Raw genomic sequence first — 14,035 nt, forward strand, 5'->3', positions numbered from 1 at the left:
ACCGGAACATACGCTTATCCTTAAGCAAAGAGGAAAAGAGCGCGATGTCCAAACCGTCCGTGGTTCGTGCTCGCGAGAATTGGCGGGCACGCTATCAAGAGCGCTTTGCGGGTAATGTAGGCAGTTTCTTCAAATGGAGTGGGAAAGGTCGCTTATGCGCGATGCCCTGCTCAACAACGCTCCTTGAATGCAGGGCACAGGGCACAAAAAAGCCGACATCACTGTCGGCTTTTTTGGATCACTGTTTCGGCGCGGGCGCCGGTGCAGTGGCCGGTGCAGCAGGTGCCGGGGCTGGCGCTGCGCTGCCCGGTTCGGTCGGTTTCGGCAGCGGGTCGTCGAACAGGTTCAGCCGTTCGCGCAACTCGTGGGCCGGCACCGGTTGCTGATCCGCCGGCAAGGCGTTCGGGTCGACCGGGGTGGCCGGAGCCCCGCCGTTCTGACCTTGGTCTGCCGGTTTTGCGGTATCGGCACCTTGCGCACCTTCGATGGCCGCCTGGGCTTTTTTGGTCAACACCACGATGTCGATGCGGCGGTTGACCGGGTTGAACGGGTTCTCCTTGTCAAACAGCGCCGACGAGGCGTAACCCACCACGCGAGCCACTTGAGCGTCCGGATAACTGCCTGCCACCAGTGCCCGCCGCGCGGCGTTGGCACGGTTGGCCGAAAGCTCCCAGTTGCCGAAGTCGCCGTTGCCCACGTAAGGCTTGGCATCGGTGTGGCCGCTGATGCTGATTTTGTTCGGCACCGCTTTGATGGTGTCGGCCATGGCCAGCAGGATGTCTTCGAAGTATGGCTTCAGGCGTGCAGAACCGGAGTCGAACATCGGCCGGTTCTCGGCGTCCATGATCTGGATGCGCAAGCCGTTCGGCGTGATTTCGAACAGGATCTGGTCCTTGAATTTCTGCAACTGCGGGTTCTCGTCGACCTTGTTCTGCAGTTCTTGCAGCAGCAGCTCCAGGCGTTCCTTCTCGACCTGCTCGGCCATGCCTTCGACCTGATCGGTGTCGACCGTGACCTTGTCCGGTTGCGGCTGAGACTTCACTTCAGGGTTGAGGGTGTTTTCCGGCGCCAGGGTCGGCGTGCCGCCCAGATCGATGATGTACGGCGTACCGCTCTCGGAAAAACCGACCGGGTCCTTGAAGTAACCGGCGATGGCGATCTTCTGCTCCGGGGTCGCGGTGGACAGCAGCCACAACACCAGGAAGAACGCCATCATCGCCGTCGCGAAGTCGGCGAAGGCAATCTTCCATGCCCCGCCGTGATGCCCGCCGGCAATGCGCTTGACGCGCTTGACGATTATTGGCTGGTTATTTTCCATGGCTTAACGACCGCGAACGGCTTGTTCCAGCTCGGCAAAGCTTGGACGGTGAGCCGGGTACAGAACCTTGCGACCGAATTCGACAGCCAGCGACGGCGGCATGCCGGAGGCCGAAGCCACCAGCGAGGCCTTGATGGCTTCATAAACGTTCAGCTCTTCCTTGGCATCGTGCGCCAGCGAGTGCGCCAGCGGGCCGAAGAAGCCGTACGCCGCGAGGATACCGAAGAAGGTACCGACCAGTGCCGCACCTACGTGCAGACCGATGGACTTCTGATCGCCGTCACCCAGAGACGCCATGGTCACCACGATACCCAGTACCGCCGCGACGATACCGAAACCCGGCATGCCGTCGGCAATGCCGTTGACGGCGTGCGATGGGTGCTCCAGTTCTTCTTTCAGGCTGTAAAGCTCCATGTCGAACAGGCCTTCCAGCTCGTGGGGAGCCATGTTGCCGGAGGACATGATGCGCAGGTAATCGCAGATGAACGCGGTCATGCGTTCGTCTTTCAGTACCGCCGGGTACTTGGCAAAAATCGGGCTCGCGGCGGCGTCTTCGATGTCGCCTTCGATGGCCATCATGCCTTCACGGCGGCTCTTGTTGAGGATCTCGTAGATCAGGCCGAGCACTTCCAGATAGAACGTGTGGCTGAAACGCGAACTGAACATGCTCAGGGACTTCTTGAGCACGTGCATCGTCATGTAACCGGGGTTGGCCTGCAGGAATGCACCGAGTGCCGCACCGCCGATGATCATCACCTCGAAGGGCTGGATCAGGGCGGCAATCTTGCCGTGGGAGAGCACGTATCCGCCGAGCACGCTCGCGAATACGACGATGATGCCGATAATTTTAGCCATAGGTAGAAAGGTACTTGTTTAAGTCGGGTTCAAGGTCATATTCGGAAGTTAAAAAATCTCTTCTTCTACTTATCGGCAAAACTGCGCCAGACTATAGCCAGTTCAGGCGAAAAGCCAATTTAGCCCATGCCGGGCGCGTCTACAGTCAGTGAAGATCTCGTCCAGACATGGCTAATGAAACGAACGTCCCACACGTGAAACCGACCACACTCGATGGCTGGGTGAAGTTGCTCGACAGCGTTCGCCTGCCAGTACCGCAAGACGCCCATGACCGAGTCTGCCGGGCGATTCGAGATGACCGCCGCTCGCTGCGCGACATCGCCGACCTGATGCAGGACAGCCCGGCGCTGGCCTTGAGCATCATCCGCGAAGCCAACCGCCACACCCATGGCAACATGACCGCGCCGGCGGAAAACCTTGAAGTGGCGATCAATCGCCTCGGCCTTGGCCGCACCGAGGAACTGCTGGCGCGCCTGCCCGCCGAACCTGCCGCGCAAATTCCCCAGGCCCTGCGCCAGCTGCAGATGATCAGCCAGCACGCCACGCAACAGGCCAACGGCTTTTTTGCCAGCCGCCTGGCGCGACTTTGGCAGGACATTCATTGGGGCAGCCTGCTGTTTCTGTCGCCGCTCTGGCCGTTGGCGCTGACCTTTCCCAAATTGCTTGAAGAGTGGGAAGTGCGGGTTATCCACAAAGGCGAATCAGCGCGCGTCGTGGAAAAGCAGCTGTTCGGTGTGCGCCTGCTGAAAATCGGCGAAGCGCTGGTGGAAGCCTGGCGTCTGCCGATCTGGGTGCAGCAAGGCTATCGACTGCTGCTGAACGAGCAGCGCGAACTGGTCAAGGTCCTGCGCATTGCCCGCGACGTCGATCATCCGCTGCGCCAGCAAAACCGCCTCGATGACGATCCGACCCTGCGCCGCTGGCTCAATCAACCGGCCAACACCGTGTTGCTGGCCAACGGCCTGGCCCTCTCGGCGCAACAAGCCTGGGACAGTCCGCACAGCGAGCGCTGGCAATACCTGACCAGCCTCTACCTGCAAATCTCGATGGACGAGGTGCAACAGCAGCTGCACCAACAGGCTGCCGTCAGCGCTCGCCTTCATTCCATGCCGGACCTGTGGCACCCGGCGGTTTCGCTGTTGTGGCCATGGGGAACCCGTCGGCTGCCCGCCGGAATGCTCCCGGCGGCGGCGCCGTCCGCTGAAGATCTGACCCAGTGGCGCCGGCAGTGCGCCGAACTGCTGGCCGTGCCAAGCCGTTTCACCAACGCCATGAGCCTGACCGTCGCCGCCCGTGACGCGCTGGTCGCCAGCGGCATGCGCCGGGTGATGATCCTGATGGCCGACCGCAGCCACGCTAATCTGCGCGTCCATCAAACCTCGGGGTTGCCGAAGGAAGCCGCTGCGCTCAATTTCGTCGTCAGCCAGAGTTCGGTGCTGCAACGCCTGCTCGCGCAGCAGGCGCAAGTGCGGATCACCCCAGACAACAACGCCCAGTTTTCCGCCCTGCTCCCACCTTCACTGCGCACGCTGTTTCGTGGCGAGCATCTGTTCCTGCGCTCGCTGGTGAACAACGGCCGGGTGATCATGATCGTGGTCGCCGACCAGGGTGGCGGGCCGTTCGCCGACATCACCGTACAAGCCTTCGGCAAAACCGCGCAGTGCATCGAGAAAGCCCTGCACAGTTTTAGCCAGCGCGGCCAATGACAGCTACAATCCACCCCCTTTGTGCTCTGGAGACCTCACATGTCTGATTTCTCTGGCCTGGCCCTGGTGATCGAGCCGAGCGACCTGCTGCCGCGCCTCGAATCCCGCTATCTGATTCTGGTGGATCTGACCAGTGCCGCCCGCTACGCCGAGGGACATATTCCCGGCGCACGTTTTGTCGATCCGAAACGCACTCAGCTGGGTCAGGCGCCGGCTCCGGGCCTGTTGCCGAGCAAAGAAAAACTCGAAGAACTGTTCGGTGAGCTCGGCCATCGCAAGGATGCGGTCTACGTGGTCTATGACGACGAAGGCGGCGGCTGGGCCGGGCGTTTCATCTGGCTGCTCGACGTGATCGGTCACGACAAATACCACTATCTCGACGGCGGTCTGCCGGCGTGGCTGGCGGAAGGTTCGCCGATGTCGATCCAGATTCCTCCGGCGGCGGGCGGCCCGGTTGCCCTGACCCTGCACGAGGAACCGACCGCCACCCGCGAATACCTGCAAAGCCGTCTCGGCGCTGCCGACCTGGCGATCTGGGACGCCCGCGGGCCGCTGGAATACTCCGGCGAGAAAGTCCTCGCGGCCAAGGGTGGACACATCCCCGGCGCGGTCAATTTCGAATGGACGGCGGGCATGGATCAGGCGCGCCAGTTGCGCATCCGTACCGACATGCCGCAGATCCTGGAAAACCTCGGGATCACCAAGGACAAAGAAATCATTACCCACTGCCAGACCCATCACCGGTCCGGTTTCACTTATCTGGTGGCCAAGGCCCTCGGTTATCCGCGGGTCAAGGGCTACGCCGGTTCCTGGGGCGAATGGGGCAACCACCCCGATACCCCCGTCGAGCTTTAAGGATTTTTAAGGACAGTCATGAAAGAGCGTTTGTTTATCATCAGCCAGTACCTGCTGCCGCATCACCTGCTGTCGCGCCTGGCCGGCTGCGTCGCCGAGTGCCGTGTGCGCTGGTTCAAAAATGCCTTCACCACCTGGTTCGCCAAGCGTTATCAAGTGGACATGTCCCAGGCGCTGGTTGAAGACGTAACCGCTTACGAGCACTTCAACGCCTTCTTCACCCGTGCCCTGAAAGACGGCGCACGTCCGCTGGACCAGACCCCGGGCGCGATCCTCAGCCCGGCCGACGGCGCGATCAGCCAGCTCGGCCCGATCGAGCACGGCCGCATCTTCCAGGCCAAGGGCCACAGCTTCAGCGTGCTGGAGCTGCTGGGTGGCGATGCGGCGAATGCTGCGCCGTTCATGGGGGGTGAATTCGCGACTGTTTACCTGTCGCCGAAGGACTACCACCGCGTGCACATGCCGCTGGCCGGCACTCTGCGCGAAATGGTCTACATCCCGGGCCGGATCTTCTCGGTCAACCAGACCACCGCGGAAAACGTCCCTGAGCTGTTCGCCCGCAACGAACGCGTGGCGTGCATCTTCGACACCGAGCGCGGGCCTATGGCCGTGGTGCTGGTGGGCGCGATGATCGTGGCCTCGATCGAAACCGTGTGGGCCGGTCTGGTCACGCCACCGAAGCGCGAACTGAAAACCTTCCGCTACGACGAAGCTGCCCGTGCGCCAATCCATCTGGAAAAAGGTGCAGAACTGGGGCGCTTCAAGCTGGGTTCGACCGCGATCGTGCTGTTCGGGCCGGATCAGGTGAAATGGGTTGAAGAAATCAAGGCCGGCTCGCCGGTACAGATGGGTCAGGCCCTGGCACTGTCCAACGCCTGAATCCGTTGATCCGCCCTTTCACACGTCTGCGAAGGGGCGGACACAGCCTGAGTGGCGTCGTTACTCCATTTGCCCACGGAAGCCGATCGGCCCTTCGTTGGCGCAGGTATGGCTGCCGCCGAGGTTGTTCCCTCCGTCACTGGACGTGACGTTCAACGCGATAACGTTCTGGTTATCCCGCCCGCCGATCACCCACTTGCCACAAGCCTGGTAGTGCCTGCCGAAAATGGCACCAGGCCAGCAGGCCAGCGGTAAAAAAGCCTGACAATCGCCTGCGAAACAGGCCACAACTGCTAGAGTTTTTGGCATTGCCCTATTCGCCGCCGGAGCTTGCCACGGCATGAGTGAGCCACGATCACGACCCCAACTGAGCGCCCCGACGCCCACGCAGTTGCGCCTGTCCTTCTGTGAAGCCACCCCGCGCGACCTCAAACGCTGGATCGCCAACCTGCCCAAGGCCAACATCGGCGAAACCGCGCGTCTGCTGTATCAAGGCCTCGGCGAACTCAATCAACTGCTGACGCCCAGCGACAACCGCCTGCATCTGCTGGAACTGTTGCGGCCCGAGGTTTATTTCGTCTGCCAGCACCTGGAGCGGCACTTTCTGCATCAGGCGATCATGCTCGATGAGCGCTCGCGCAAGATCAGCAATCTATGCCAGGCCCTGCAAAGCCAACTGGCCATCGGTTACAAACAAATCATTCTGCGGATCGCGCCCAAGTACTCGCGGGATCGCGCAGCCCTGGTGAGCGAAGCGCTGCAACGCGCGGCTCATGCACTGAAAGCGCAACTGGTTCGAGCCACGCAGCTGTACAGCGCCGCGCCGGAACAGCTGTGGTTCGAGTTGCATCAATTGTTTCGCTGCGCCTGCGAGCTGCAACTGCAACATCGCCGGGTGCGCGACGACCTTGCCAGCCTGACCGGCGAGTTGAGCGTCGAGCAGACCTACCTCGCCGCCCTGTTGCTGGGCAGCGCCCGTTGTAATCAATTGCGACAGAACCAGATCGCACGCCTGGCCCAAGTAGTGGAACCGTGGAGTGCCTGGCTGAAACTGCACCCCGCCAATCAGGGCGAGGGGCTGTTCGCGGTTTCGGCCGAGATCGACGCCGGCCCGCGTTACCGCTCCCAGTTTCGCAGCGAGCAACAGGCCCTCCTGCTCGGCTTCGATCCGCAACCGCTGGTGAATGCCATCGAAGCCCACCTGCTGCATCAGGATGCGACCACGCCGCTGCCCGTACCGGCCGGTCTGACCCTCGACACCCTGCAACATTTGCACGCTACCTGGGGCGAAGCCGCCGAACGCAGCTTCCAGCGCACCGTCGGCCAGGGCAACCTGACCGTATGCGTCGGCATGAGCGCCCTGCACTTCTACCTCGGCGGCGAACGCACCTTCAGCGAACTGCTCAAGCACCCCGGCGCCCGTGCGGCGAATTTCAGCCGCGCGGTGGTTCAGGGCGAAAAGGACAGCTGGAGCCAAGCCTTCGATGCCGCGCCGCAGAGCACGTCCGATGAATTGTTGCCCTACGAGGAAATCCGCTATGAACCACTGATCGACGATGAAGGCGACACTGACAGCCCGCCGCATTACCCGACCTACGCCTTGCCCGTCATCAATCACAGCCCCGGTGGTTATTGCCTGGCCTGGCCAAAGGACGTACCGGCCGAATTGCAGGCCGGGGAAATGGTCGGGATTCAGGACAGCCTCAATCAGGGCTGGAGCATTGCCGTGGTGCGCTGGATCCGCCAGGTGCGCGGCGCCGGCACGCAAATGGGCATCGAACTGGTAGCTCCGCATGCCCGGCCATGCGGGTTGCAACTGGTGCGTTCGCGGGATGATCACAGCCAGTATCTGCGCGGTTTGCTGTTGCCGGAGATCAGCGCAATCGACTTGCCGGCGACGCTACTGGCGCCGCGACTGCCGTTTCAGGAGGGCAATAAAGTGCTGATCAACACCCAGGGCGAAGAGCACCGCGCCGGACTGGATCGGCGGGTGGCCAGCACTCACAGTTTCAATCAGTTTGCCTATCGCTCGCTGGAGGGCGCGCAGAATGGCGGGGGCGAAGAGGATTTCGACTCGTTGTGGAAATCCCTTTGAGCCAGGATCGCAACCGAGGGCTGCGATCCCGTGCCCGGGTCAGAGCTGCCCGTCGCGATCCCGGAAACCCAGCAGGTACAGCACGCCATCCAGACCGAGGGTCGAGATCGCCTGCTTCGCCGACTGCTTGACCAGCGGCTTGGCGCGGAACGCCACGCCCAGACCGGCGATGGCCAGCATCGGCAGGTCGTTGGCGCCGTCACCCACGGCGATGGTCTGCTCCAGGCGCAAACCTTCTTTTTCAGCCAGCTGCTTCAGCAGATCGGCCTTGCGCTGGGCATCGACGATCGGCTCGATGGCCACGCCGGTGCACTTGCCGTCGACCACTTCCAGTTCATTGGCGAACACGTAGTCGATGCCTAGTTTGGCCTGCAGTTGCTTGGCGAAGTAGGTGAAGCCGCCCGACAGGATCGCGGTCTTGTAACCCAGGCGCTTGAGTTCGGCGAACAGGGTTTCGGCGCCTTCGGTCAGGCGCAGGGAGGCGCCGATCGAATCCAGCACGCTGACATCCAGGCCCTTGAGCAATGCCAGACGCTCCTTGAAGCTGGCGCGGAAATCCAGCTCGCCGGCCATCGCCCGCTCGGTGATTGCCGAAACCTGGTCGCCGACGCCGGCGGCTTTGGCCAGCTCGTCGATGACTTCGGCTTCGATCAGGGTCGAGTCCATGTCGAACACCGCCAGACGACGGTTGCGACGGAACAGCGAATCTTCCTGGAAGGCGATGTCGACGTTCAGCTCCTGGGCCACGCTGAGGAATTCGGCGCGCAAGGCCTGCGGGTCGGCCGCTTCGCCGCGCACGGAAAACTCGATGCAACCCTTGCCCTTGTCCGCCGGAGTGTCCAATGGCATGCGACCCGACAGACGGTCGATATGGTCGATGTTCAGGCCGTATTTGGCGGTGATCGAGCTCACGGCCTGCAACTGGCCGGCGGTGACCTTGCGGGTCAGCAGGGTAACGATGTGGCGTTTCTTGCCCTGATTGCCCACCCATTGCTGGTAATCCTCTTCGGATACCGGGGTGAAGCGCACCTGCTGGTCGAGCTCATAGCCCTTGAACAGGATGTCCTTGAGCACCGACTTGCCTTGCAAGGAGTCGGGAATTTCCACCAGGATGCCGAACGACAGCATGTCGTGGATCACCGCCTGACCGATGTCGAGGATATTCACACCACCCTGCGCCAGTACACCGGTAATGGCCGCCGTCAGACCCGGACGGTCGACTCCCGTGATGTTAATCAGGACGATTTCGCGCAACGCGCACCCCCGCAACTGGAAAAAAACCGCATTCTACCCACTTTCAGTGACCATCGGGCACCGCCAGCGCTTTGCCGGTCTAGGGCCTGTCGCTATACTGCGCGTCAACTTCACGGACAAAAGAGCCGAGCTCAGTGAACCGGCCCACGCCAGTTAAAACCGATAACTTCTTTCTGCTGATCTTCCGTGCACTGCGCCACCGCCGTGTACCGATTGCATTGCGCATTGCCAGCCATAACGTGATCCTGGTCGCCCTGGCCCTGGTGATCTATGCCTGCGTGATGGGCCTGCAGTTCAAGCAGGCCATGCACGAGCAGGCCGATGCGCTGGGCGAAAGCCTGACCACGCAGACCGCCACCTCCGCGACCGAGCTGCTGGTGTCCAACGACATCCTCAGCCTCAACGTGCTGCTCAACAACCTGACCAAGAACAAGCTGGTGGCCCACGCCGCCATCTACAGCGTGGACAACCGCATCCTCGCCGAGTCCGGTCAGCGGCCCAAGCACGGCCTGCTGGGCGAAGCCGAGGGCATGTACGAGAGCAAGATCACCTTTCAGGACGTGACCGCCGGGCAACTGCGCATCAGCCTGGACATGGATCAGTTCCAGCAGCCGATGACCATCAGCCTGCAAAGCATGGGCATCCTGAGTGCGATTCTGCTGGCACTGTCCCTGGCCCTGAGCCTGCGTCTGGGCCGGCACCTCTCCACGCCGCTGCTGCAACTGCGCGTGTGGCTGCGGCGGATCGACGAATACACGCCGGGAATCGAGCGTCAGGACGAGATCGGCGATCTTGCCCGCCAGTTACACGCCAGCTATGCCCCGGAGCCGGCCGAACCGGAGCCCGAACCGGAACCCGAGTTCGACGACGAGCCGGAATTCGAAGTGCGCAACCTGCGTGATCCGAGTTTCGACGAAAGCCGCCCGATGGCCGCGCACAAGCCTGCCCCACGCCATGTGGTCAGCACCGTTGAAGACGACGATGACGAAGATCCGTTCGCCGACCTGCGTGACGAGTCGCTGAGCGAAACCGCACAACCGGCCGTGCGCCGACCGAACCCGAGCGTGCCGCAACATACGGCGGTGCTGGCGGTGCAACTGGGCTCGCAGGAACAACTGCGCCGCTTGCCGCGTGCGCGCCTGGAAGAGTTGCAGGATCGCTATCGCGACTGTCTGGAACAGGCCGCTTCGCTGTATCAGGGCGAAATCGAAACCCTGAACGATGGCAGCACGCTGATGCTGTTCCACACCGAAGACAGCGGCGACGATTACCTGACCAACGCCATCTGCTGCGGCGAGCTGCTGCGGGCGCTGGGCCACCAGTTGCAGATCGAAGTCGCCGACAGCGGCATCACCCTGCAATTGCAGCTGGGCCTGACTCTTGGTGACGAACTGTTCGGTCTGAGCCAGATTGACCTGCTGTTGACCGACAGCGCTCAAGACGCCCTGGCGCTGTCGCAACACAGCCGCAACCTGCTGCTGGTGGAGCGCAAGATCGGTGACGACGCGCTGATCCGTCAGCGTGCGCGGATCCGGCCGATTGCCAGCCCTGAAGGCGCCTGCTGCGTGGAGCGTTTGATGGAGCCATATCCGTCGATGCTCGAGCGGCAACTGGCGCGGATGCATGAGCGTCGGGCCTGAGGCCTTGATGTAAAGAAGCCCGCAGATGATCACTCGTCTGCGGGCTTTTTTGTGTGTGGCGTTCTGGATTTTTTATGCACTCTCGACAGCCCCTCACCCTACCCTCTCCCTCCAAGCGGTCCGACGTTTCGGGAGGGTTCGGGTGAGGGGCTTTTGATCGTCCACTCAGAGCCCAGACACAACAAAGCCCGCACAAGGCGGGCTTTGTCCTGACTCGTTCCAGCCTTAAAAGCGGAACACTTCCATATCGGTACGAATCGGCGAAGCCATCGGGATCTTCGGCTGCTTCTCGGCTTCCGCCGCCGGTGCTGCCGGCTTCGGTGCCGGTTTGCGTGGCGCTTCGGCAACCGGTGGCTGGTTGGCCAACGGCTTGAGCGCGACCGACAGTTGCTCGGCCAGACGCTGCAGCAGAATGCCTTGCGCCTGAACCTGGGAAGCCGTGCTGCCACTGTGCAGTTCTTGCAAGTGGACGATGCGGTTGTCACGCACCTGGCCACGACGGTCGAGCAGTCGCCACTGCGCGTCAAGAATCGCCGGCTGTTTTGCGCCGGAGTCCAGACGAGTGATGGTCAACAACACTTGAACATCGGGCGTGAAGCCGGTGGTCGCCGGTGCCAGTACCACCCGCTGGCTGTCCAGACGACCGGCAACCTGACGCAGCAGCAATTGATCGATATCCGACGAAAGGCTACCAGCCCAGCGACCATCGACCGAGGCTTGCAGGCTGCCGTCCGGTTGACGCTGCAACAGGGTTTCCCGCTGCAGGTAATCGGCAACGATTACAGGACCCAGCAGAACTGCCATGCCTGAGCTTTGCGCAGGCTGAGCCGGACTTCCGCTGTCCAGCTGATACAGCGACACCGGCTGGTGAACGCTGCAACCCGCCAGGCCAAGAACGCCGGCGAGCAGGAAAATAAGGGGGCGCAGAGAAGTCATCATCCCGTCCAGGTGGCCGCCACAAGGCTGACCACAGTGAAAATACTCAGCAAATATGAAGAACGCTCGGCCACGCCGGCGCTTGGAAAGGCCATATCATCCGTGAATATGCGTTCCGACTCCAGCGCCAAAGCGCCGATCTACGGGTTAAATCGAAGATCGGACGCTCTAGAGAGGCGTTCTCACTCATTTTCTCCGCCGGAGAAATCAGTACGAACGCCCCCTGGCCGCTTAATTGAGGTTTTCGACGAGCAGCGCATCCACCCGCTGGAAGCCACGTGGCAGTTTGTTACCACGGCGACCACGCTCACCTTTGTAGTGTTCGAGGTCGTCGGCCTTCAGCGACAAGGTACGTTTTCCGGCCTGCAGCACCAAGGTGGCGCCTTCCGGAAGAACGGCGATGTCCGTGACATATTCTTCGCGACTGGCCACACGCTCACCGGAAATACCGATGATCTTGTTGCCTTTGCCCTTCCCTAATTGTGGCAGGTCGCTGATCTTGAAGATCAGCAGGCGACCCTCGGTCGTTACCGAGGCCAGCCAGTTGTGCTCGCGGTCGGCCACCGGACGCGGCGCGATCACCTTGGCGTTGTTCGGCAGGCTCAACAGCGCCTTGCCGGCCTTGTTCTTGGCCTGCAGGTCTTCACCTTTCACCACGAAACCGTAGCCGGCGTCAGAGGCGATCACGTACAGCGAGTCCTCTTCCGGCATCAGCACACATTCGAACGTTGCGCCCGGCGGCGGCGTCAGACGGCCGGTCAACGGCTCGCCCTGGCCTCGTGCCGATGGCAGGGTATGGGTGGCTAGCGAGTAACTGCGGCCCGTGGAGTCGATGACCACGGCCGACTGGTTCGAACGTCCCGCTGCCGAGGTCTTGAAGCCGTCGCCAGCCTTGTACGACAGGCCGGTGGCGTCGATATCGTGGCCCTTGGCCGAACGGATCCAGCCTTTTTCCGACAGCACGACGGTGACCTTCTCGTTCGGCAGCAGATCGTGCTCGGTCAGCGCCTTGGCTTCAGCGCGCTCGACGATTGGCGACCGACGGTCATCGCCGTAGGTTTCGGCGTCTTTCAGCAGCTCACTGCGAACCAGCTTCTTCAGCTTGGCTTCACTGCTCAGCAGCGCTTGCAGCTTGGCTTGTTCCTTGAGCAGTTCATCCTGCTCGTCGCGCAGCTTCATCTCTTCCAGTCGCGCCAACTGACGCAGACGGGTATCGAGGATGTAATCGGCCTGGATTTCGCTGAGGGCAAAACGCTCGATCAGTTTGGCTTTCGGCTGATCCTCGGTGCGGATGATGTGAATCACTTCATCCAGATTGAGGTAGGCAATCAGCAAACCGTCCAACAGGTGCAGGCGGCGCTCGACCTTGTCGAGGCGGAATTGCAGCCGGCGACGCACGGTCAGCACGCGGAATTCCAGCCACTCCACCAGCAACGCACGGAGGTTTTTCAGCTGCGGCTTGCCGTCCAGACCGATGATGTTGACATTGACCCGATACGTCGACTCCAGCTCGGTGCTGGCGAACAGGTGCTGCATCAACGCTTCGTGATCGACACGGCTGTTGACCGGGATGATCACGATGCGGCACGGGTTCTCGTGATCGGATTCATCGCGCAGGTCGGCGATCTGCGGTGCTTTCGACGGCTTGGCCTGCATCAGCGCGGCGATCTGCTCCAGCACTTTGGCCCCGGAGACCTGGTGCGGCAGCGCGGTGATGATGATGTCGCCGTCCTCGACGTGGTACACGGCGCGCATGCGCACCGAGCCCTTGCCGGTTTCGTACATTTTCAGCAGGTCGGCGCGCGGAGTGATGATTTCCGCTTCGGTCGGGTAGTCCGGGCCCTGGATGTGTTCGCAAAGCTGTTCGACCGTGGCTTTCGGCTCGTCGAGCAGGCGCACGCACGCGGTGGCGACTTCGCGCAGGTTGTGCGGCGGCACATCGGTGGCCATGCCCACGGCGATACCGGTGGTGCCGTTGAGCAGGATGTTCGGCAAACGTGCCGGCAACACCAGCGGTTCCTGCAGGGTGCCGTCGAAGTTCGGGCCCCAGTCTGCGGTGCCCTGGCCCAGTTCGCTGAGCAGCACTTCGGAATAACGTGACAGCCGCGCTTCGGTGTAACGCATGGCGGCGAAGGATTTCGGATCGTCCGGCGCACCCCAGTTACCCTGGCCGTCCACCAGCGTGTAGCGATAGCTGAACGGCTGGGCCATCAGCACCATCGCTTCGTAGCACGCCGAGTCGCCGTGGGGGTGGAACTTGCCGAGCACGTCGCCGACGGTACGCGCCGACTTCTTGTGCTTGGAATCGGCATCCAGCCCCAGCTCGCTCATGGCGTAGACGATACGCCGCTGTACCGGTTTCAGACCGTCGCCGATATGCGGCAAGGCACGGTCCATGATCACGTACATGGAGTAGTTGAGGTAGGCATTTTCGGTGAAGTCAGCCAGCGACCGGCGTTCTACGCCATCTAAGCTGTCTGCAAGGTTGTCGCTCATG

The 14,035-nt window shown here is 62.0% G+C and carries 11 protein-coding genes; 5 read left to right on the top strand and 6 right to left on the bottom strand.

Features of this window, described 5'->3' with window-relative positions; all coding sequences use genetic code 11:
* Positions 1-238: 238 nt before the first annotated feature.
* Positions 239-1,318, bottom strand: coding sequence for a flagellar motor protein MotB (gene motB / locus CAF79_RS26375; RefSeq protein ID WP_085701024.1), 1,080 nt, complete (start codon positions 1,316-1,318; stop codon positions 239-241).
* Positions 1,319-1,321: 3 nt separating this feature from the next.
* Positions 1,322-2,173, bottom strand: a complete 852-nt coding sequence (gene motA, locus CAF79_RS26380; RefSeq protein WP_085685206.1) for a flagellar motor stator protein MotA — start codon at positions 2,171-2,173, stop codon at positions 1,322-1,324.
* A gap of 167 nt (positions 2,174-2,340) precedes the next feature.
* Here motA and CAF79_RS26385 point away from each other — a divergent pair, with 167 nt between their 5' ends.
* The 3 genes from CAF79_RS26385 to asd are packed head-to-tail and all read left to right on the top strand — an operon-like array spanning position 2,341 to position 5,613.
* The gene (locus CAF79_RS26385) at positions 2,341-3,879 is read left to right on the top strand and encodes an HDOD domain-containing protein (RefSeq protein WP_085701025.1); all 1,539 of its coding nucleotides are present in this window, start codon (positions 2,341-2,343) and stop codon (positions 3,877-3,879) included.
* Between the two features lie 39 nt (positions 3,880-3,918).
* Entirely contained in the window at positions 3,919-4,734 is an 816-nt protein-coding gene (locus CAF79_RS26390; protein ID WP_085701026.1) for a rhodanese-like domain-containing protein, read from the top strand.
* A gap of 18 nt (positions 4,735-4,752) precedes the next feature.
* Positions 4,753-5,613 (top strand): archaetidylserine decarboxylase, encoded by an 861-nt coding sequence (gene asd / locus CAF79_RS26395; protein ID WP_085701027.1) that lies wholly within the window; start codon positions 4,753-4,755, stop codon positions 5,611-5,613.
* A 60-nt stretch (positions 5,614-5,673) separates the two neighbouring features.
* Here the strand turns inward: asd and CAF79_RS29575 are convergent, their stop codons facing one another.
* Positions 5,674-5,922, bottom strand: coding sequence for a hypothetical protein (locus CAF79_RS29575; RefSeq protein WP_256579508.1), 249 nt, complete (start codon positions 5,920-5,922; stop codon positions 5,674-5,676).
* Positions 5,923-5,953: 31 nt separating this feature from the next.
* On the opposite strand from CAF79_RS29575, the gene CAF79_RS26405 reads away from it, so the two are divergent.
* Positions 5,954-7,708 carry a molecular chaperone gene (locus CAF79_RS26405; RefSeq protein WP_085701028.1) on the top strand — a complete coding sequence of 585 codons (1,755 nt, stop codon included), beginning with the start codon at positions 5,954-5,956 and terminating at the stop codon, positions 7,706-7,708.
* Positions 7,709-7,747: 39 nt separating this feature from the next.
* Here the strand turns inward: CAF79_RS26405 and serB are convergent, their stop codons facing one another.
* Entirely contained in the window at positions 7,748-8,962 is a 1,215-nt protein-coding gene (gene serB / locus CAF79_RS26410; protein ID WP_085701029.1) for a phosphoserine phosphatase SerB, read from the bottom strand.
* A 134-nt stretch (positions 8,963-9,096) separates the two neighbouring features.
* On the opposite strand from serB, the gene CAF79_RS26415 reads away from it, so the two are divergent.
* Complete coding sequence (locus CAF79_RS26415; RefSeq protein ID WP_085701030.1) at positions 9,097-10,602, top strand: AhpA/YtjB family protein; 1,506 nt, start codon at positions 9,097-9,099, stop codon at positions 10,600-10,602.
* Positions 10,603-10,827: 225 nt separating this feature from the next.
* On the opposite strand, the gene CAF79_RS26420 is transcribed toward CAF79_RS26415, so the two are convergent.
* Positions 10,828-11,538 (bottom strand): membrane integrity-associated transporter subunit PqiC, encoded by a 711-nt coding sequence (locus CAF79_RS26420; protein WP_085701031.1) that lies wholly within the window; start codon positions 11,536-11,538, stop codon positions 10,828-10,830.
* Between the two features lie 231 nt (positions 11,539-11,769).
* Positions 11,770-14,034: a DNA topoisomerase IV subunit A gene (gene parC, locus CAF79_RS26425; protein WP_085701032.1), complete on the bottom strand. Its 2,265-nt coding sequence runs from the start codon at positions 14,032-14,034 to the stop codon at positions 11,770-11,772.
* Between the last annotated feature and the right edge of the window lies 1 nt (position 14,035).

This window comes from Pseudomonas sp. B26(2017), assembly GCF_002113045.1.
Classification (GTDB): Bacteria; Pseudomonadota; Gammaproteobacteria; order Pseudomonadales; family Pseudomonadaceae; genus Aquipseudomonas.

What these genes read in the sequence shown, in the direction of transcription:
- asd (WP_085701027.1), top strand. Translation starts at nt 4,753, where the DNA reads ATGAAAGAGCGTTTGTTTATCATCAGCCAGTACCTGCTGCCGCATCAC.
- CAF79_RS26405 (WP_085701028.1), top strand. Translation starts at nt 5,954, where the DNA reads ATGAGTGAGCCACGATCACGACCCCAACTGAGCGCCCCGACGCCCACG.
- parC (WP_085701032.1), bottom strand. Translation starts at nt 14,034, where the DNA reads ATGAGCGACAACCTTGCAGACAGCTTAGATGGCGTAGAACGCCGGTCG.
- CAF79_RS26420 (WP_085701031.1), bottom strand. Translation starts at nt 11,538, where the DNA reads ATGACTTCTCTGCGCCCCCTTATTTTCCTGCTCGCCGGCGTTCTTGGC.
- motB (WP_085701024.1), bottom strand. Translation starts at nt 1,318, where the DNA reads ATGGAAAATAACCAGCCAATAATCGTCAAGCGCGTCAAGCGCATTGCC.
- CAF79_RS29575 (WP_256579508.1), bottom strand. Translation starts at nt 5,922, where the DNA reads ATGCCAAAAACTCTAGCAGTTGTGGCCTGTTTCGCAGGCGATTGTCAG.
- motA (WP_085685206.1), bottom strand. Translation starts at nt 2,173, where the DNA reads ATGGCTAAAATTATCGGCATCATCGTCGTATTCGCGAGCGTGCTCGGC.
- CAF79_RS26385 (WP_085701025.1), top strand. Translation starts at nt 2,341, where the DNA reads ATGGCTAATGAAACGAACGTCCCACACGTGAAACCGACCACACTCGAT.
- CAF79_RS26390 (WP_085701026.1), top strand. Translation starts at nt 3,919, where the DNA reads ATGTCTGATTTCTCTGGCCTGGCCCTGGTGATCGAGCCGAGCGACCTG.